The organism is Microbacterium sp. JZ101 (assembly GCF_053903175.1).
In genome coordinates this window covers 2,853,127-2,871,174 of the sequence record NZ_CP096400.1, presented here as the reverse complement: position 1 = coordinate 2,871,174, position 18,048 = coordinate 2,853,127, and the positions used below count along the sequence as shown (strand labels likewise).

The window sequence follows — 18,048 nt, the reverse complement described above, 5'->3', positions numbered from 1 at the left end:
TGAATCCCGGGTGTGAGATCGTGAACAGCGCGGGACGCGCCGATGGCGCGCTCCGCGGGAGGAGGCCGAGGTGGCAGAAGAGGTGCGGAGCGGGACGCGGAGCCGCGAGAACACGCGCGCGCGGCTGCTGGAGGCGGCTGCCGAGGTGTTCGCGGAGGTGGGGCTCGGCGAGGCGTCGGTCGAGCGCATCTGCGAGCGGGCGGGCTACACCCGCGGCGCGTTCTACTCGAACTTCGCCACGAAGGACGAGATGTTCCTCGAGCTCGCGAAGGTCGTCGCCCGCGACCGGGTGGCCGCGGCGCGGGCGCGTGTCGCCGAGATCGACGTCGCCGCGACGATCGGCGTCGAGGCCTCCGACGTCGCGGCGATCATCCGGGTCCTCGACGTGATCGGCGACGACCGGCTGAGCACGCTCCTCATGTACGAGATCAATCTCCACGCGATGCGCGACCGCGACTTCGCCGTCGCCTACGCGGTGCAGGAGCAGGAGATGGTCGACGAGGTCGTCCAGCTCATCGAGGAGATCGTCGAGAACGAGCGGCTGGAGCTGCGTGTGACCTCGCTCGAGGCCGCGCGCATCATCCTCGCCGTGTGGGGCGACGTCTCGGGTCGTGCGGCCATCGCGGGCCTCGACGCGGACGCCGCGCGCGAGCTGCGCAGCGTGGAGGTCGGCCGCGTCGTGCAGCTGCTCATCGAGCGGTGCTGACCGTGCTTCAGACAGGAGCCGCCGGGCGCTAGGTTTCTGCCCAGGGGTCCGCATCGGGCGCGGACGGAGGGGGAGGCGTCGTGACGCGCAGGCACAGCGGCCCGGGGCCGGCCGGACTCGAGGGGCCGGGCTCGGCTCTGTGGCAGACGCTCCTGCGGCTCTCGGCCAAGGCGATCACCGACCTCTACGAGCTGTACCGCATCCATCCGGTGGTCTGGCGGTGGACGGCGCGGCACTTCCAGCCCGGGATGGCGCGGTTCGCGAGGTTCAACGCGTGGATGATGTGCCAGCTCGCGAACCTCGACGTGCCGGCCTATCAGCGCCACCTCCGTGCGCACGGGTTCCGCTTCCGGTGGTTCCGGCTCGACAGCTTCCCCGAGACCGACAAGCACGGCTACGTCACGGCGCACTCGGAGGACGACCGCTGCTGGAACGGCGAGATCGAGACGATCGGCACGGTCGTCGACGAGTCGTCCGGCTCGTCGGGCACGCCGTTCAACTGGATGCGCGGCCGCCACGAGCTGAAGACCATCCACAGCAACGTCGCGGGGTACGTGACGCTCCTGTTCGGCTCGAAGCGGCTGTTCTGCATCAACGCGTTCTCGATGGGCGCCTGGGCGACGGGGACGAACACCGGCCATGCGATGTCGAAGATCGCCATGGTGAAGAACACCGGACCCGACCTCGACAAGATCGTCGACACCATCCGCCACTTCGGGCCGCGCTTCGTGTATCTCGTGAGCGCGTACCCGCCGTTCCTCAAGCACCTCCGCGACCGGCTCGACCGCGAGGAGTGGTTCTCGTGGCGCGACTACCAGCTGAACGGGTTCGTCGGCGGCGAGGCCATGACGGAGGGCCTGCGCGACTACCTCGAGGTCTGCTTCGGACGCGTGTACTCGGGATACGGCGCGAGCGACCTCACGATCGGGATGGGCGGGGAATCGGATGTCGCGGTGTGGCTGCGGCGGTCGATGTACGCCGACGAGCGGGTGCGCGAGCGGCTGCTGGGGCCCGATGAGACGCGCATCCCGATGGTGTTCCAGTACAACCCGCTCGAGACCTTCCTCGAGGTGAACGGCGCCGGCGAGCTCGTCGTCACGCTCAACTCGACCGCCGTCATGAGCCCGAAGCTCCGCTACAACATCGGCGACGAGGCGAAGCTCATCTCGCTCCCCGAGGTCTTCGACGCGCTCGCCTTCGACCCCGAGCTGCAGCGCGCGTTCCACCGGGCGTTCGCGGTGCAGCGCATGCGCCTGCCGTTCCTCTTCCTGTTCGGGCGGAAGGACTCCACGATCTCGTACATGGGCGCGAACCTCTATCCGATCGACATCGAGAACGGGCTCTACCGGGACAACCGGTTCGCGCCGCAGATCGAGTCGTTCAAGCTCGCGCTCGTCGACATCGGCGCGCACGAGCAGCGCCCGCTCGTGCATGTGCAGCTGCGCGAGGGAGCGGCCCTCGGCGCGGCGGAGCGCGACGAGCTCGCTCAGGCCGCGCGAGGCGGGATCGTGGCGCACCTCGAGGCGGTCTCGCGCGACTTCGCGCAGTCGCTCGAGGAGGACCCGACGACCGCCGACATCCGCGTCGAGGTGCACGCGCACGGCACGGGGCCGTTCGCGGGCGGCGAGTCCAAGATCAAGAACGTCTACCTCGTGAAGGACTGACGTGTTCACCGAGGACTTCTCCCGCGCCCCCGTGCAGGGCCGCGCGGCCGCTCTCGTGATCGCCGAGGGCCGGTGCGCGGCGGGCCGCCGCGACGGCGTGACGTGGCGGCGCCGACTGCGTGACGGGTCGATCCGCGCAGAGCTCGTCCTGTTCTCGTCGGTCGCGGCCGCCGAGGCCGCCGCCCGCGCGCACCGCGGGCGCGTGCGGCTCCTCGTGGCCGAGCCGCGCGGCTACACGAACGGCGTGTGGCGCGCGGAGGACGGCGGGATGGCGCACAACGAGCGCTTCCACCCCGTCTCCACCGAGCTGCGCGACGGCCGGGAGCCGCCCGAGATCGCCGGGCCGGTGCGGCGTCCGCGACGGGAGCGCCGTCGCCCCGAGCCGCGTCGCTGGACGATCTTCGACGGGGAGTCGATGTTCCTCGGCGCGACGCGCTACCGCCATCCGCTCGCGTGGCTCGCCACGAACCGGCACTGGTGGTCCATGGTCGCGAAGATGCACCGCATGCCCGGCACGGTGTGGCACGGCGTCTACGCCGAGTGGCCGTTCACGCTCGGCACGCTCGCGACCTATCGCACGCGCGACGACATGATGCGCTTCGCGCGCATGCCGGAGCATCGCCACCTCATGCAGTGGATCGTCCGCGACACGGTCAACGCGACGGGCGGCTTCATCCGGATCTTCTCCTCGCGCGGCGAGCTCGCGCGTCAGGCATCGGCGGCCGCGCAGGCGCCCGCGCGCGTTCGGGCGGATGGCCCAGGCGGCGAGGACGGGGAGCGGCTGCGCCTCGAGCGGGTCGAGACCGAGGCGCAGCTGCAGGAGTTCCTCGCGGTGTCGCGCCGCGGCGAACCCGCGCACCTCGCGGTGCCGCTCCTCGAGGACGTCGTGCGCGCGTGGTTCGACGGGTCGGCGGCGGCGGATGGCCGCACCGAGCTGCTCCTCGCACGCCGCGGCGACGAGACGGTGGGGCGCACGACGATCCACGCCGACCGCGCCCTCGACGAGAAGCTCGGCACGCGCGCGACGCTCTTCGGGGCGACGTGGGCGGCGACGCCCGACGACCTCCGGGCCCTGCTCGAGCTCATCGCGGATCGCGGGCGGCGCGACGGCAGCGCCGAGGTGATCGGCCCCGTCTCGCTGCTGCCGAACCAGACCGGCGGGGTGATCACGAGCGGATTCGACGAGCCCGGCTTCTTCGACGGGGCCTGGAATCCCGAGTGGGTCCCGCGCGTGTATGAGGAGGCGGGCTTCGCGGTCTGGAACGCATCCGACACCTGGATCGCCGACCTCGATGCCGCTCCCGCGCCATCCGGCCCGTCGGCCGAGGAGCTCGCCGCCGCGGGCATCCGGATCCGGCGCGCGTCGCGTGTGCGGTTCGCGCGCGACGTGGCCCGGCTGCGGACGCTCGTCAACGCCGCCTTCGCGCAGCTGCCGTACTACACCGAGATCTCGCGCGCGCAGATGCGCGACGCGACGAGCGGGCTCGTCGGGCTCATGGACCCCGGGCTGTGGCTCTTCGCCGAGGACGCGCGGACGGGCGAGCCGGTCGGCTTCGTGCTCGTCGTGCCCGACCCGGTCGACGTGCTGAGAGGATCCGGCGGCCGCGTCGGGCCGCGCGAGGCCCTTCGACTGCTGCGCGGCGGGCGCGGCCGCGACGCCGTGCTCGTCATCCACGGCGTCGTGCCCGAGCGCCAGGGGCGGGGCATCGCCGGGCTCCTCTGGCGCGCCGTCGCCGAGCGGCTCCGCGCGGGCGGCTACCGCACCCTGCGGACGACGTACATCGGGCGCGAGAACGCGGCCTCGGCCCGACCCATCGAGCGGCTCGGCGGCCGTCCGCTGCACGGGACGGCCTTCTACCGCCGCCGGCTGGAGGAGTCATGACCGATCTTCGCGACATCGTCGCGGCGGCGTCGAGCGCGCCGTCCGCGCACAACACGCAGCCGTGGGACGCCCGCATCCGCTCGGACGCGATCGAGCTGGGCGTCGCGGAGGGCCGCACGCTCCGCGTGGGCGACCCCACGGGCCGCGACACCGTGCTCGCGCTCGGCGCGTGGACCGAGGCCGCCGTCGCCGCGGCGCGTGCGCGCGGGCGCGCCCTCGACGTGCAGACCCTGCCGGCCCTCGCGGACCCCGCGGTGATCGTCCGCGCCGAGCGCCGCGACCCCGTCGCCCGTCTCACGCTCGGTGGCGAGGTGCCCGTGCAGCGCACGGCTCTGGATCGGCGGCTCACGTATCGCGGGGCCGTGCGGCGCGTGCCCGGCTTCCTCGAGGCGGCGTCTGCCGTCGTGCCGCCGTGGATCCGGCTCGTGCCCATCGCCGCGGGCGACCTGCGCCGGCTGTCGGCACTGGGCACAGCCGACACGCTCACCCGGCCCGGCGTCGCGGAGGAGCTCGCCTCCTGGCTGAGGCTGTCGCCGCAGCACCCCCGCTATGACCTCGACGGGCTGAGCGACCGCGTGCTCCTCCTGCCGCCGCGCCTCGCGGCACTCGCCGTGTGGTTCACGCGACGCCGCCGGCTGCGCGACGGCGCGGCCCGGGTGGCGCGCATCGGCGGCGATCTCGTGCGCCGCGTGCTGCTCGAGGTGCCGGTGCAGGCCGCAGGCGAGGCCGCCGACGCTGACCACTTCGTGCTCGTCGTCGAGTCGGACGAGCTCGACCTCGGCACCGGCGCCGCGCTCACGCGGATCCTCAACTCGCCGCTCGGCCTGCCCGCGGAGACGGTGTTCGAGGCCGGCCGCGCGCTCATGCGGGTGTGGCTTCTCGCCGCCGAGCGCGGCATCGCGTTCGCGCCCCACTCGGAGGTGCTCGACTCTGCACTCGCCCAGGGCGAGCTGCAGTACCGGCTCGGGCTCGGGCGCCGCGCGGTGCCGCTCTTCGTCACATCGGCCGGGCGGCCGATGGCGGTGCCGCCGCGCTCGCCGCGTCTCGGCTGATCTCGTCCGCAGAGCGACCGCGACGTCGTTCGGGTCGCGGTTTCCGTCGGTATCGGCGCCTGTGGGGACGGAAGTTGCGACCTGGGTGGGGTGGTGTGTGGTCCGGGTCGCGGTTGGCGTCGGCATCGGCGTCTGTGGGGATGGGAGTTGCGACCTGGGAGGGGTGGTGTGTGGTTGGGGTCGCGGTTGGCGTCGGTATCGGCGCCTGTGGGGACGGGAGTTGCGACCTGGGTGGGGTGGTGTGTGGTTCGGGTCGCAGTCGGCGTCCGCTACGTCAGGAGCGCGTGGCAGCGGGTGATACGGGCGCGCCACCACTGCTCGCGCTCGGCGGATGCCCCGTGCGCGTCGAGGAGGGAGGGATCCGGCTCCGGCCGGGTGACGGGGATCGCGCCGCCTGAGGGGACGAGGCGCGGATCGACGACGTCGGCCGCGAGCAGTGCGGCCGTGCCGAGGCCGCAGTCGTATGGCAGGTCGGGGAGAGCTGCGGCGAGGGCCGCACCCTGCGCGAGGCCGATCGACGTGTCGAGGGCGCTCGAGACGACCGCGGGGATCCCAGCCGCCTGCACGATGTCGAGGGCGCGCCTCGTGCCGCCCAGGGGCTGCGCCTTCACGACGAGGATGTCGGCCGCTCCCGCGCGGGCGACCCGCAGCGGGTCGGCCGCCTTCCGCACGCTCTCGTCGGCCGCGACCGGGATGTCCCAGTCATGCAGACGACGTCGGATCTCGGCGAGTTCGTCGACGCTCGCGCACGGCTGCTCCGCGTACTCGAGGTCGAACTCGGAGAGGGCGTGGAGGGCCCGCTCGGCCTCGTCGACGTTCCAGCCGCCGTTCGCGTCGACGCGGATGCGCGCCTCGACACCCAGAGCCTCGCGCACGGCCCTCACGCGGGCGACGTCGTCGTCGAGCGTCTGCCCGCGCTCGGCGACCTTGACCTTCGCGGTGCGGCATCCGTCATAGCGGGCGAGGATGGCCGCGACGTCTGCGGCGGCGACGGCGGGCACCGTCGCGTTGACGGGGATCGAGGATCGATGCGCCGCGGGCTGCGGGTTCCAGGCGAAGTCGATCGCCGCCGCGAGCCAGGTGCTCGCCTCCTCGTCGTCGTACTCGAGGAAGGGGGAGAACTCGGCCCACCCCTCCGGCCCCTCGAACAGCGCGGCCTCGCGGTGGTCGACACCCCGGAACCGCGTCGCGAGCGGGAGCGAGACGATGCGCGTGCCCGCGAGGATCTCGGCGAGCGGGGGCAGCGGAGCGGTCATGGGACCATCCTGCGCCTCGCCGCGGGACGCAGCGTGTGCGACCCGAGTCAGTAGTGTCTATTGCAATAGTGTGTGTCACACAGTAATGTGAAGCGCATGAGCGAGAACGAGGCCTTCGAGACGCACCTGCAGGAGCTCCGGCGCGGCACGATCGTGCTCGCATGCCTGCAGCTCCTGCGGGACGCGGGCTACGGGTACGGGCTGCTCGAAGACCTCGAACGCCACGGCTTCGCGACCGACGCCAACACCCTGTACCCGCTGCTGCGTCGCCTCGAGAAGCAGGGACACCTCACGAGCGAGTGGAACACCGACGAGGCGCGCCCGCGCAAGTTCTACCGCACCTCGGCGGCGGGCATCCGCCTCGCCGAGACCCTCACCGGCGAGTGGCGCGCGCTCACCGCCTCCATCGCCTCCCTCACCGACTCCTCGAAGGACTGACATGACCGGCTACACCGAGCGGTACATCGCCGCCGCCATCCGCACGCTCCCGCCCACCGCCCAGGGCGACGTCCGCGATGAGCTCCAGGCATCGATCGCCGACGCGATCGACGCGCGCGTCGACGCGGGACAGCCGTTCGTCGACGCCGAGCGCGCCGTGCTCACCGAGCTCGGCGACCCCGACGTGCTGGCGGCGCGCTACGCCGACCGGCCCCTGCAGCTCATCGGCCCGCGCTACTACCTCGTGTGGTGGCGGCTCCTCAAGCTCCTGCTGTGGATCGTCATCCCGTGCGCCATGGTCGGCCATGCGATCGCCCTCGTGCTCACGAAGCGTGCGGCCGGCTTGGACGCGAGCGCGAACCTCATCGGGGAGGTGATCGGCGGGTCGATCGCGCTCGGCCTCTCCGTGGGGGTCCATGTCGCGTTCTGGACGACGCTCGTGTTCGCGATCCTCGAGCGCACGGGCACCGACACCGGCGTGCGGTGGAGCGTCGATCAGCTGCCCGAGCCGAGCGGCGACGGCACGGGGCGCAGCGACCTCATCGCGTCGCTCGTCCTGCTCGGCGCGCTTGCGGGGGCCATCCTCTGGGACAACGCGGTCGGGTTCGCGCGGACGCCCGAGCGATGGATGCCCGTGCTCGACCAGCGACTGTGGCCCTGGGGGACCGCGTGGCTGTTCGCGACCCTCGTGCTGTCGGCGCTCGTCGCGATCGCGGTGTACGCGAAGGGGCGGTGGACGAGCGCGCTTGCCGCGCTGAACGCGGTCGCCGCTCTCGCCTTCGCGGTGCCGGCCCTCGTGCTGCTCGTGCAGGACGGTCTGCTGAGCCCCGCGTTCACGGCGGCGTTCCTGCCGGGCGCGGCGCTCCCGGTCACGAAGGCGGTCCTCGGGGTCGTGATCCTCGCCGTCGCGGGGTGGTCGATCGTCGACGGCTTCGTGAAGGCCCGTCGCGCAGCGCGCTGACCGAGAAGGGGCGCCTCGCCGGCGGGCGGGGCGCCTCTCCATTGCACGGGCGGCCGGTACCATGCCGCATGGCGCTGACTGCCGATGCCCTCGTCGCCGCGCCCGACGCGGTGCGGGCCTTCCTGGAGCGGGTGGGGGAGCGCCTCCCGGCGTCCGTCCGGAGAGAGGCGCGCGCCAAGCTCCCGTGAGCGGCCTGCCGTCCGAGCCCGCACCATCCGCGCGCCCATAGGCTGGCCACATGCCTCTTCTCGACACCCCGGTCCGACTCGGCGTCCAGATCGCGCCGCAGCACTCCTCCTACGCCACGATCCGCGACGCGGTCTCCCGCCTCGAGGACATGGGCGTCGACATCCTCTTCAACTGGGACCACTTCTTCCCGCTCTCGGGCGACCCCGAGGGCACGCACTTCGAAGCCTGGACGATGCTCGCCGCGTGGGCCGAGCAGACCGAGCGCGTCGAGTTCGGCTGCCTCGTGAACTGCAACTCGTACCGCAACGCGGATCTCCAGGCCGACATGGCCCGGACCGTCGACCACATCTCCGCGAAGGGCGGCGAGACCGGGCGCTTCATCTTCGGCACGGGAGCCGGATGGTTCGAGCGCGACTACGACGAGTACGGCTACGAGTTCGGCACCCCGGGCACGCGCCTGAAGGACCTCGCCGCGGGGATGGAGCGGATCGAGCGCCGCTGGGACGCGCTCAACCCGGCACCGACGCGGCGGATCCCCGTGCTCATCGGCGGCAAGGGCGAGCAGAAGACGCTGCGCCTCGTCGCGAGGCACGCGGACATCTGGCACAGCTTCACGGAGGGCGAGGAGCTCGCGCGCAAGCTCGACGTGCTCGCGAGCTGGGGGGAGAAGGAGGAGCGCGACCTGTCGCAGCTCGTCGTCTCGAACGAGCTCAAGGGGCGCGACGAGGCGAAGGCCGACGAGCTCTTCGCGGCCGGCGTGCGCCTGTTCACGCTCGGGATCAGCGGCCCCGAGCTCGACTTCGACCTCGTGCGGCGCTGGCTCGCCTGGCGCGACGCGAAGAACGGCTGAGACGGGACGGGTTCGCCGCGAAACGCGGCGAACCCGAGCCCGTTCGCCGCGAAACGCGGCGAACCGCCTCCCCGGGCCCCGGAATAGGCTGGACCACGTGAGCGACGCCTTCGTATCCGACCTGTTCGACCCCGCCGAGTGGGACGCCGCGCCCGGCTCCGAGGACTACCGGGACATCACGGCGCACGTGTCGAAGGACGGCCGCATCGCGCGGATCGCGATCGACCGGCCGGAGGTGCGCAACGCGTTCCGCCCGGCGACGGTCGACGAGCTCTACCGCGCCCTCGACCTCGCGCGCACCGACCCGCGCATCGGCGTCGTGCTCCTCACGGGCAACGGCCCGAGCCCCAAGGACGGCGGATGGGCGTTCTGCTCGGGCGGGGATCAGCGCATCCGCGGCCGCGACGGGTACAAGTACTCCGAGGACGAGACCTCGGTCACGGACTCCGCGCGCGGGGGGCGGCTTCACATCCTCGAGGTGCAGCGGCTCATCCGCTTCATGCCGAAGGTCGTCATCGCCGTGGTCCCCGGCTGGGCCGCGGGAGGCGGGCACTCCCTCAACGTCGTGTGCGATCTCTCGATCGCGTCGGAGGACGCGAAGTTCAAGCAGACGGATGCCGACGTCGGCTCGTTCGATGCGGGCTACGGCTCGGCGTACTTCGCGCGGCAGATCGGCCAGAAGTTCGCGCGCGAGATCTTCTTCCTCGCCGAGACCTACTCGGCGCAGCGGGCGTACGAGATGGGCGCGGTCAACCGCGTCGTCCCGCACACGGAGCTCGAGCGCGAGGCGATCGCGATGGCCCGGACCATCCTCGGGAAGTCGCCCACGGCCATCCGCATGCTGAAGTACGCCTTCAACGCGGTCGACGACGGCCTCGTCGGGCAGCAGCTCTTCGCGGGCGAGGCGACGCGTCTCGCCTACGGCACCGACGAGGCGGTCGAGGGCCGCGACGCGTTCCTCGAGAAGCGGGATCCCGACTGGGCGCCGTTCCCGTGGCACTTCTGATCCGGATGGCGCGGTGAAGCTCGAGCGCTTCGCGGGCGACGACCCGCGCGACCTCCTGCGGGCTCTGCGCAGCGCACTGGGGGCAGGCCCCGCGATCGCCGTGGGGGCGGCGGATGGCCTGCCCGCGGATGTCCCGGCGGGCACCGCGGTCGTCCTCACGACCTCGGGCTCGACGGGGGTCCCGAAGAGCGTCGTCCTGTCGCGGCACGCGCTCACCGCGAGCGCCCTCGCGACGCGCGAGCGGATCGGCGCGGGGCAGTGGCTCCTGCCCCTCGCGCCGACGTACATCGCCGGCGTCCAGGTGCTCGTGCGCGGACTCGTCGAGGGCACCGAGCCGGCGGTGCTGTCCGGGCGGTTCTCCGCGCAGGCCTTCGCGCATGTCGTCTCGGGCATGCGATCGTCGCGCGGCGGCGAGCGCGTGCCGACCTACACATCCCTCGTGCCCGCGCAGCTGCAGACCCTCGTCGATGCCGCGGCCGAGAGCGCCGAGGTGCAGCGCGCGCTCGCGTCGTTCGAGGCCATCCTCGTCGGAGGGCAGGCGCTGCCGGTCGCCCTGCGCGTGCGCGCGGCCGAGCTCGGTGCGCGGATCGTCCGCACCTACGGCTCGACCGAGACGAGCGGCGGCTGCGTGTACGACGGCGTGCCGCTCGACGGCGTCCGCGTCGCCGAGGTCGGCGGCGAGCTGCGGATCGCGGGCCCCGTGCTCGCCGACGGCTACCTCGACGCCGAGCTCACGGCGCGCACCTTCGAGACGGATGGCGACGGCATCCGCTGGTACCGGACGGGCGACGCGGGAGCGGTCGCGGATGGCGCGGTGTCGGTCACGGGCCGGATCGACAACGTCATCGTCTCCGGCGGCGTGAACGTCTCGCTCGACCGCGTCGAGCGCGCCGTCCGCGAGCTGCCCGGTCTCGCCGACGCGGTCGTCGTCGGCGCGCCCGACGAGCGCTGGGGAGAGACGCCCGTCGTCGTCGCGGCGCGCAGAGCAGGGGACGCGCCGTCCCTCGACGTCGTGCGCGCGGCCGTCGCCGCGGCCGTCGGGAAGCCGGCCAGGCCCTCGCGCCTCGTCCTCGTCGACGCGCTGCCGCGGCTCGCCTCCGGCAAGCCCGACCGTCAGGCCATCCGGAGCCTCGTGCGCGGGCAGGGCGAGCCTGCGTCGTAGGATCGGAAGCCGTGGCACAGGCGAAGAACCGCAGGAAGAACGTCAGCGGCAACCCGGCGAAGCGCGGCAGCGTCGTCGCCCCTCCGCCGAAGCCCGTCACGCTCGGAGACTGGATCGGCGCGGCGCGACTGCGCACGCTGCCGCTCGCGATCACCCCGGTTGTCATCGGAACCGGCGCCGCCGTCCTCGTCGGCGACCTCTTCCACTGGGTCATCGCGCTCGCGTGCCTCGTCGTCGCGGTCGCGCTGCAGATCGGCGTGAACTTCGCCAACGACTACTCCGACGGCGTCCGCGGCACGGATGACCACCGCGTCGGCCCGGCACGGCTCACCGCGTCGCGGCGCGTGTCTGCGAAGTCGGTGCTCGTCGTCGCCCTCGTCTTCTTCGGGATCGCCGCGGTGGCCGGGCTCGCCATCGTCATCCGCACGCAGCAGTGGTGGATGCTCGCGGTCGGCGCGGTCTGCATCGTCGCCGCCTGGTTCTACACGGGCGGCAAGCGCCCCTACGGCTACAACGCTCTCGGCGAGGTGTTCGTCTTCGTGTTCTTCGGGCTCGTCGCGACGCTCGGGACGACGTGGGTGCAGGCGCTCGCCCTCCCGCAGGAGGCGTGGTTCGGCGCCGTGGCGGCGGGCTTCCTCGCGTGCGCGGTGCTCCTCGCGAACAACCTCCGCGACATCGACCAGGACCGAGCGGCCGGCAAGCGGACGCTCACGGTGCTCATCGGCAAGCGCGCGACGCAGGCGCTCTTCACGGCGCTCGTCGCGCTCGCGTTCGCGATCGCCGTGTACCTCGCGTTCTTCTATCCGATCGCGTGGCTCGCGCTGCTCGCGCTCCTGGCGGTCGGGCCGGCCATCCTCATCGTGTGGACGTATCAGACCGCGCGCGAGCTCATCCTCGCCCTCGCCCTGACGTCGCTCGGGTCGCTCGCATACGGCGCCTTCCTCGCCTGGGCCTTCGTCGGCTGAGCCCACCACGCATGTCTCACTCGCCGCGGCTTAGCCCGGGCCTTTCCCGCAGGGAGTGAGACATGCACGGCCTGGAGTGAGACCCCCACTCTGCATGTCTCACTCGCCGCGGCGTAGCCCGGGTCTTTCCGGCAGGCAGTGAGACATGCACCGCCTGGCGTGAGACATGCACGGCCTGGCGTGAGACACGCACCGCCGGGACGCCGCGGGGCGCGTCACGCGCCGGTGGCGGAGTCCTCTGCCTCGGCGTCGAGCTCGGCGGCGGAGCGGCGGCGCGACTGCTTCTCCTGACGCGACGCGTACAGCCCCGTCGAGACGTCGTCGAGCGGGCGGCGCAGGAGGAGGATCGACAGGCTCAGCCCGATGAGCGCCGCGAAGATCGCCGCGAGCCACCACAGCTGCTGGAAGACGGGGAAGATCATCAGCACGCCGAACGGCACGAGGAACGCGAGCAGACGCAGCACCGAGTAGACGACGACAGACCGGATCTTCACGCTGACATCCTACGGAGCGTCGTCTGAGGGAATCCGGGGCACCCGGGCCGCTCCCGGTTCCCCCGCCTAGGATGTGAGGATGGCCCGCGCTCTCATCGTCCTGGCGGTCGCCGCTGCTGTGTTCTGGGTGTTCAGCATCGTCGACTGCTCGGTGCAGCCGCCGTCGCGTCACCGCGGCGTCTCGAAGCGCGCATGGATCGCCATCGTCGTCCTCATCCCCGTCATCGGCGGCATCCTCTGGTTCGTCATCGGGCGCACACGCCCCGACGCGCAGCGCCAGCGCCCGATCGCGCCGGACGACGACCCGACCTTCCTCGGCACCGTGCGGCCGATTCCCGACCAGGACGAGCGCATCCGCCAGCTCGAGGAGGAGCTCGCCCGGCTCGACGCCGAGGACGACCCGACCCGCGACGACAAGCGCGACGATCCCGACGGCGACGGACGCCTCCGCTGACATGCCGGACGCCATCGCCTCCCCGGCCTCCGCGGCCGCGTGGCGGCTGCTCGACGAGCTCGTCCGCGGCGGGGTCTCGCACGTCGTCCTGAGCCCGGGGTCGCGGTCGCAGGCGCTCGCGCTCGCCGCTGCGCGTCTCGAGCGCGAGGGTCGCATCCGCCTGCACGTCCGCATCGACGAGCGCGTCGCGGGGTTCACGGCGCTCGGCATCGGCCGCGAGCTCGGCGTGCCCGCTGCGGTCGTCTGCACGTCGGGCACGGCGGTCGCGAACCTCCTCCCGGCCGCCCTCGAGGCGCACCACTCGGGCGTGCCCCTGCTCCTCCTCACCGCGGATCGCCCGCCCGAGCTGCGCGGCGTCGGCGCGAACCAGACCACGCGCCAGCCGGGCCTCTTCGACGCGCTCGCGCGGTTCGCGACGGATGCCGAGACGCCGACGGGCGCGGATGGCGAGGACGAGCGGATGGCGAGGCTCGCGGCGCTCGCGCTCGCGCACGCGACGGGGCGGGCGGGGGACGCCGTGCCGGGCCCTGTTCACCTGAACCTGCCGTACCGCGAGCCGCTCGCGGGCGCCATCCCGGAGCCGGACCGGGAGCCGGGGCCGTCGGCAGGCGTCCCCCCGAGCGCACCCGCGCGCACGACGACGATCCTGCCGCGCGGCCCGCGCACGGTCGTCGTCGCGGGCGAGGGTGCGGGCGCCGACGCCGAGCAGCTCGCGCACGAGGCGGGCTGGCCGCTCGTCGCGGAGATCGTGAGCGGCGCGCGGTTCGGTCGGCGGATCATCCACGGCTACCGCGCTGCGCTGCGGGACCCCGAGCTGGGCGGCCGCGTCGAGCGGGCCGTCGTGCTCGGCCATCCGACCCTGAGCCGCGAGGTCGCCGCGCTCCTGTCCGACCCCGCTGTCGACGTCGTGGCCGTCCGCCGTGGGGGCGAGGAGCTGAACCTCAACGGCCGCACGCGCCCCGCCGACGCCGTCGCGGTCGAGGACGGACCCGTCGACGACGCGTGGCTGGGCGCGTGGATGCGCTTCTCGCACGCGCATGCCGCCGACCTCGACGCGCCCGCGCCCGACCTGCCCGGGCTGCGCTCGGCGGATCCGCACGAGCGCCTCGACGCCGTGCGCGCCGAGCTCGACGCCGTGCGGCGGCCCCTCGACCGTGCGCAGCTCGTGTCGGCGGTCTGGGCGGCGACCTGGCCGCACGACCGACTCGTCTTCGGGTCGTCGCGGCTCGTGCGGGTCGCCGACGCGCTGCTGCCGGGCAAGAAGGTGCCTGTGCACGCGAACCGCGGGCTCGCCGGCATCGACGGAACGGTCGCCACGGCGATGGGCGTCGCGCTCGCGAGCCAGGGCCCGGACCGGCCGGGCGTCACCCGCGTCCTGCTCGGCGACCTCGCCTTCCTCCACGACGCCGGCGCGCTCCTCCTGCCCGATTTCGAGGACGAGCCGCGTGTGCAGGTGATCGTCGGCAACGACCGCGGCGGAACGATCTTCGACGGGCTCGAGGTCGCGGCGACGGCCTCCGACGAGGACATGACGCGCGTGCTCTACACGCCGCAGTCCGCCCGCATCGAGCAGCTCGCCGCGGCGTATGGGTGGGAGCACCACCGCGTCACGACGCGCGGCGCGCTCGATCAGGCGCTCACCTCGACCGTCGGCCGCCGCCGGATCATCGAGGTCCCGCTCGCGCGCTGACCCGCCCTGGCGCCGCGGCGACCGCGCGCGGCAGGATGGGGACCATGATCGCGAAGAGCCAGGTGAAGTGGACCGAGGACGCGCTGACCGCGCTCCGAGCGCCGGCGGGGTTCCGCCTGGCCGATCTCGATCCCGACGCGACCCCTGGCTACGCGGGCGACAAGAAGGACGGCGCTGTCGACCTCGCCTCCGGTCTGACGCAGCTGGCCGAGTACCAGGAGCGCCTCTACGCCGAGAGCCACGGTGGCGACGGCCGCGACAGCGTGCTGCTCGTCCTGCAGGCGATGGACTCGGCGGGCAAGGGCGGCATCGTGCGCCACGTCGTCGGCGGTGTGGATCCGCAGGGGATCGAGCTCGTCGCCTTCAAGGCGCCGTCACCCGAGGAGCTCGAGCACGACTTCCTCTGGCGCATCGAGCAGCGCGTGCCGCGCCCGGGCTTCATCGGGGTCTTCGACCGCTCGCACTACGAGGACGTGCTCATCGGGAGGGTCCGCGCCCTCGCGCCGGCGGACGAGATCGAGCGGCGCTACGACGCGATCAACGCGTTCGAGAAGCGCCTCGTCGAGCAGGGCACGCGCATCGTGAAGGTCATGCTGCACATCTCCTACGACGAGCAGGGCGAGCGGCTCATGGAGCGCCTCGAGCGCCCGGACAAGCACTGGAAGTACAACCCCGGCGACGTCGACGAGCGCGCGCAGTGGCCCGCCTACCAGGAGGCGTATCAGACGGTCTTCGACCGCACCTCGACCCCCGAGGCCCCGTGGTACGTCGTCCCGGCGAACCGCAAATGGTATGCGCGGCTCGCCGTTCAGGAGCTCCTCCTCGAGACGCTCGAGCAGATCGACCCGCAGTGGCCGGCCGCCGACTTCGACGTCGAGGCCGAGAAGGCGCGGCTTCGCGCGACCATGCGCTGACCGCGCGACGGCGGATGGCCGCGGTCCGTGCGCGCTCCGCGGATGCGGGAGGATGGGGGCATGGCTCGCATCGTCATCGCACCGGACAGCTTCAAGGGCACGATCGCGGCGGCCGACGTCGCCGCGGCGCTCGCCGAGGGATGGAGAGCGGTGCGCCCCGACGACGAGATCGTCGCGCGGCCGATGGCCGACGGCGGCGAGGGCACCCTCGCCGCGTTCGCGGAGGCCGTCCCCGGGGCTGTGCGCGTGCCCATCCGCGTGACCGGGCCGTCGGGGTTCGCCGTCGACGCGTCGTGGCTGCGCCTTCCCGCGACCGACGCCGCCCCGGGCGGCATCGGCGTCGTCGAGCTCGCATCGACCTCGGGCATCGAGCTGCTGGGCGACGCGCGTCGTCCGTGGGAGGCGTCGACGCTCGGCTTCGGGCAGGCGATCGCGGCCGCCCTGGACGCCGGCGTCTCGCAGCTCGTCCTCGGCATCGGCTCGAGCGCGTCGACCGACGGCGGAACGGGCCTGCTCACCGCACTCGGCGCGCGCTTCACGGACGCGTTCGACACGTCGATCGCGCCCGGGGCGTCGGGCCTCGACGACGTCGCGAAGGTCGACCTCTCGCGGCTGCGCCCGCTGCCGGAGGGCGGGGTCCAGGTGCTCTGCGACGTCACGAACCCGCTGCTCGGCGGCCGGGGCGCGGCGGCCGTGTTCGGCCCGCAGAAGGGCCTCGACGAGGAGGGCGTCGCGCGCGCTGACGCGGGCCTCGCGCGCCTCGTCGAGGTGCTGCGCGGCGTGAGCGGCGACACCGTCGCCGGCTCGCTCGCGCGCGTCGCCGACCCCGAGGAGGCCGGCGCGGGTGCCGCGGGCGGCGCGGGCTACGGGCTGCTCGTGTGGGGCGCCGAGATCGTCCCGGGAGCGGAGCGCGTGGCGGAGCTCACCGGCCTCGGCGACGCGATCGCCGGCGCCGATCTCGTCGTGACGGGCGAGGGCTCGTACGACGGCCAGTCCGCCTCGGGCAAGGCGCCCGCGCACGTCTCGGCTCTGGCCGAGGCCGCGGGCGCACGCGTCGCGATCGTGGCCGGGCGCATCGCCGCCGACACGTCGGGGCTCTGGCGCGCCCTCTCGCTCACCGAGCTCGCGGGGTCATCCGAGGCGGCGATCGCCGACCCCGCGACGCACCTGCGCGCGGCCGGATCCGCGCTCGCGGAGGCGCTGTGAGCGGCGCGGGGGAGGAGGGGCGCCATGGCCGCCACCCTGCGTGACGTCGCGGAGCTCGCCGGCGTCTCGATCAAGACGGTCTCCAACGTCGTCCGCGGCTACAAGCACGTCAAGGAGTCGACGCGGACGGCCGTGCTCGCGGCGATCGAGCAGACCGGCTACCAGCCGAACATCTCCGCGCGCAGCCTGCGCATCGGGCGCAGCGGCGTCATCGGCCTCGCGCTGCCGGAGCTCGCCCTGCCGTACTTCGCCGAGCTCGCGGGAGCCGTGATCTCGGAGGCGAAGGAGCACGGGGTCACGGTGCTCATCGAGCAGACCGGGGCCGAGCTCGACGCCGAGTACGACGTGCTGCGCAGCCCGAGCCTCCAGCTGACCGACGGGCTCATCTTCAGCCCGCTCGCGATGAGCCAGGACGACGTCGCGCGCCTCGAGGTCGACTACCCGCTCGTGATCCTCGGCGAGCGCATCTTCGATCCGCCCTGCGACCACGTCGTCATGGACAACGTGGTCGCCGCGCGCGCGGCCACCGAGCACCTCATCGCGGCCGGATGCCGGCGGATCGCCGCCATCGGCGCGCACCTCGGCGAGGACCAGGGCTCCGCGGCCCTGCGCCTGCGCGGATACCGCGAGGCGCTCGAGGCCGCCGGCCTGCCCTACGACGAGAGCCTCGTCGGCTACGTCGGCCTCTGGCACCGCCTGGACGGCGCGCAGGCCATGCACGAGGTCCTCGCCCGCGGCGTCGCCGTCGACGGCGTGTTCGGCATGAACGACACGCTCGCGTTCGGCGCGCTCCGCGCCCTGCAGGACGAGGGGCGCCGCGTGCCCGACGAGGTCAAGATCATCGGCTTCGACGACCTCGACGAGACCCGGTACACGGCGCCTTCCCTCTCGACCGTCGACCCCGGGCGCCTCCAGATCGCCCAGCAGGCGGTGCGGGTGCTGCTGTCGCGCATCGAGGAGCGCCGCTCGGGCGGCGCCGCAGCGGCTCCGCGCCGCTACACGACGCCGTTCCGGATCGTCGAGCGCGAGTCGACCCGGCGCGCCGACGCCCCCGCAGCCTGACGGCGCCGCGTCGTCTTGACGTCGTGGGGTCGGCGGTCTATCTTTACAACGTTGGCTTTACAACGTTGGAAACCAGGCTCGGAGAAGAGCGTTTCGA

General features: G+C 73.2%; 17 protein-coding genes. 15 read left to right on the top strand and 2 right to left on the bottom strand.

Annotated features, from left to right (window positions below):
- Positions 1-70: 70 nt before the first annotated feature.
- The 4 genes from M1D56_RS13350 (at position 71) to M1D56_RS13335 (ending at position 5,304) form a co-directional block, all read left to right on the top strand.
- Positions 71-706 (top strand): TetR/AcrR family transcriptional regulator, encoded by a 636-nt coding sequence (locus M1D56_RS13350; protein ID WP_456283827.1) that lies wholly within the window; start codon positions 71-73, stop codon positions 704-706.
- Positions 707-786: 80 nt separating this feature from the next.
- Positions 787-2,370, top strand: coding sequence for a phenylacetate--CoA ligase family protein (locus M1D56_RS13345; protein ID WP_456283826.1), 1,584 nt, complete (start codon positions 787-789; stop codon positions 2,368-2,370).
- A 1-nt stretch (position 2,371) separates the two neighbouring features.
- Positions 2,372-4,252: an N-acetyltransferase family protein gene (locus M1D56_RS13340; RefSeq protein ID WP_456283825.1), complete on the top strand. Its 1,881-nt coding sequence runs from the start codon at positions 2,372-2,374 to the stop codon at positions 4,250-4,252.
- Positions 4,249-5,304: a hypothetical protein gene (locus tag M1D56_RS13335; RefSeq protein ID WP_456283824.1), complete on the top strand. Its 1,056-nt coding sequence runs from the start codon at positions 4,249-4,251 to the stop codon at positions 5,302-5,304. Before M1D56_RS13340 ends, M1D56_RS13335 begins: the two co-directional genes overlap by 4 nt.
- A 269-nt stretch (positions 5,305-5,573) precedes the next feature.
- Here the strand turns inward: M1D56_RS13335 and M1D56_RS13330 are convergent, their stop codons facing one another.
- On the bottom strand, positions 5,574-6,560 hold the full coding sequence (locus M1D56_RS13330) for an o-succinylbenzoate synthase (RefSeq protein ID WP_456283823.1): 987 nt from the start codon (positions 6,558-6,560) through the stop codon (positions 5,574-5,576).
- 96 nt (positions 6,561-6,656) lie between these two features.
- Between M1D56_RS13330 and M1D56_RS13325 the strand changes: the two genes are divergently transcribed.
- The 6 genes from M1D56_RS13325 (at position 6,657) to M1D56_RS13300 (ending at position 12,131) form a co-directional block, all read left to right on the top strand.
- The gene (locus M1D56_RS13325; RefSeq protein ID WP_456283822.1) at positions 6,657-6,998 is read left to right on the top strand and encodes a PadR family transcriptional regulator; all 342 of its coding nucleotides are present in this window, start codon (positions 6,657-6,659) and stop codon (positions 6,996-6,998) included.
- A gap of 1 nt (position 6,999) precedes the next feature.
- A complete protein-coding gene (locus tag M1D56_RS13320) occupies positions 7,000-7,959 on the top strand; it encodes a permease prefix domain 1-containing protein (protein ID WP_456283821.1) in 960 nt (319 codons plus the stop codon).
- A gap of 238 nt (positions 7,960-8,197) precedes the next feature.
- Entirely contained in the window at positions 8,198-8,998 is an 801-nt protein-coding gene (locus M1D56_RS13315; protein WP_324014021.1) for an LLM class F420-dependent oxidoreductase, read from the top strand.
- Positions 8,999-9,095: 97 nt separating this feature from the next.
- Positions 9,096-10,004, top strand: coding sequence for a 1,4-dihydroxy-2-naphthoyl-CoA synthase (locus tag M1D56_RS13310; protein ID WP_456283820.1), 909 nt, complete (start codon positions 9,096-9,098; stop codon positions 10,002-10,004).
- Between the two features lie 13 nt (positions 10,005-10,017).
- Positions 10,018-11,166, top strand: a complete 1,149-nt coding sequence (locus tag M1D56_RS13305) for an AMP-binding protein (RefSeq protein WP_456283819.1) — start codon at positions 10,018-10,020, stop codon at positions 11,164-11,166.
- Between the two features lie 11 nt (positions 11,167-11,177).
- Positions 11,178-12,131, top strand: coding sequence for a 1,4-dihydroxy-2-naphthoate polyprenyltransferase (locus M1D56_RS13300; protein WP_282980348.1), 954 nt, complete (start codon positions 11,178-11,180; stop codon positions 12,129-12,131).
- Positions 12,132-12,346: 215 nt separating this feature from the next.
- Here M1D56_RS13300 and M1D56_RS13295 read toward each other — a convergent pair whose 3' ends face one another.
- Positions 12,347-12,625 carry a DUF4229 domain-containing protein gene (locus M1D56_RS13295; protein ID WP_282980350.1) on the bottom strand — a complete coding sequence of 93 codons (279 nt, stop codon included), beginning with the start codon at positions 12,623-12,625 and terminating at the stop codon, positions 12,347-12,349.
- Between the two features lie 79 nt (positions 12,626-12,704).
- Between M1D56_RS13295 and M1D56_RS13290 the strand changes: the two genes are divergently transcribed.
- From M1D56_RS13290 to M1D56_RS13270, 5 genes are read left to right on the top strand one after another with little or no spacing between them, the layout of a single operon-like run.
- The gene (locus M1D56_RS13290) at positions 12,705-13,079 is read left to right on the top strand and encodes a PLD nuclease N-terminal domain-containing protein (RefSeq protein ID WP_271174574.1); all 375 of its coding nucleotides are present in this window, start codon (positions 12,705-12,707) and stop codon (positions 13,077-13,079) included.
- A gap of 1 nt (position 13,080) precedes the next feature.
- Positions 13,081-14,769, top strand: a complete 1,689-nt coding sequence (menD, locus tag M1D56_RS13285) for a 2-succinyl-5-enolpyruvyl-6-hydroxy-3-cyclohexene-1-carboxylic-acid synthase (protein ID WP_456283818.1) — start codon at positions 13,081-13,083, stop codon at positions 14,767-14,769.
- A gap of 44 nt (positions 14,770-14,813) precedes the next feature.
- Positions 14,814-15,683, top strand: a complete 870-nt coding sequence (locus M1D56_RS13280) for a polyphosphate kinase 2 family protein (RefSeq protein ID WP_271174576.1) — start codon at positions 14,814-14,816, stop codon at positions 15,681-15,683.
- 60 nt (positions 15,684-15,743) lie between these two features.
- Positions 15,744-16,889, top strand: coding sequence for a glycerate kinase (locus M1D56_RS13275; protein ID WP_456283817.1), 1,146 nt, complete (start codon positions 15,744-15,746; stop codon positions 16,887-16,889).
- A 24-nt stretch (positions 16,890-16,913) separates the two neighbouring features.
- Positions 16,914-17,951, top strand: a complete 1,038-nt coding sequence (locus M1D56_RS13270) for a LacI family DNA-binding transcriptional regulator (RefSeq protein WP_271174578.1) — start codon at positions 16,914-16,916, stop codon at positions 17,949-17,951.
- Positions 17,952-18,048 lie beyond the last annotated feature (97 nt).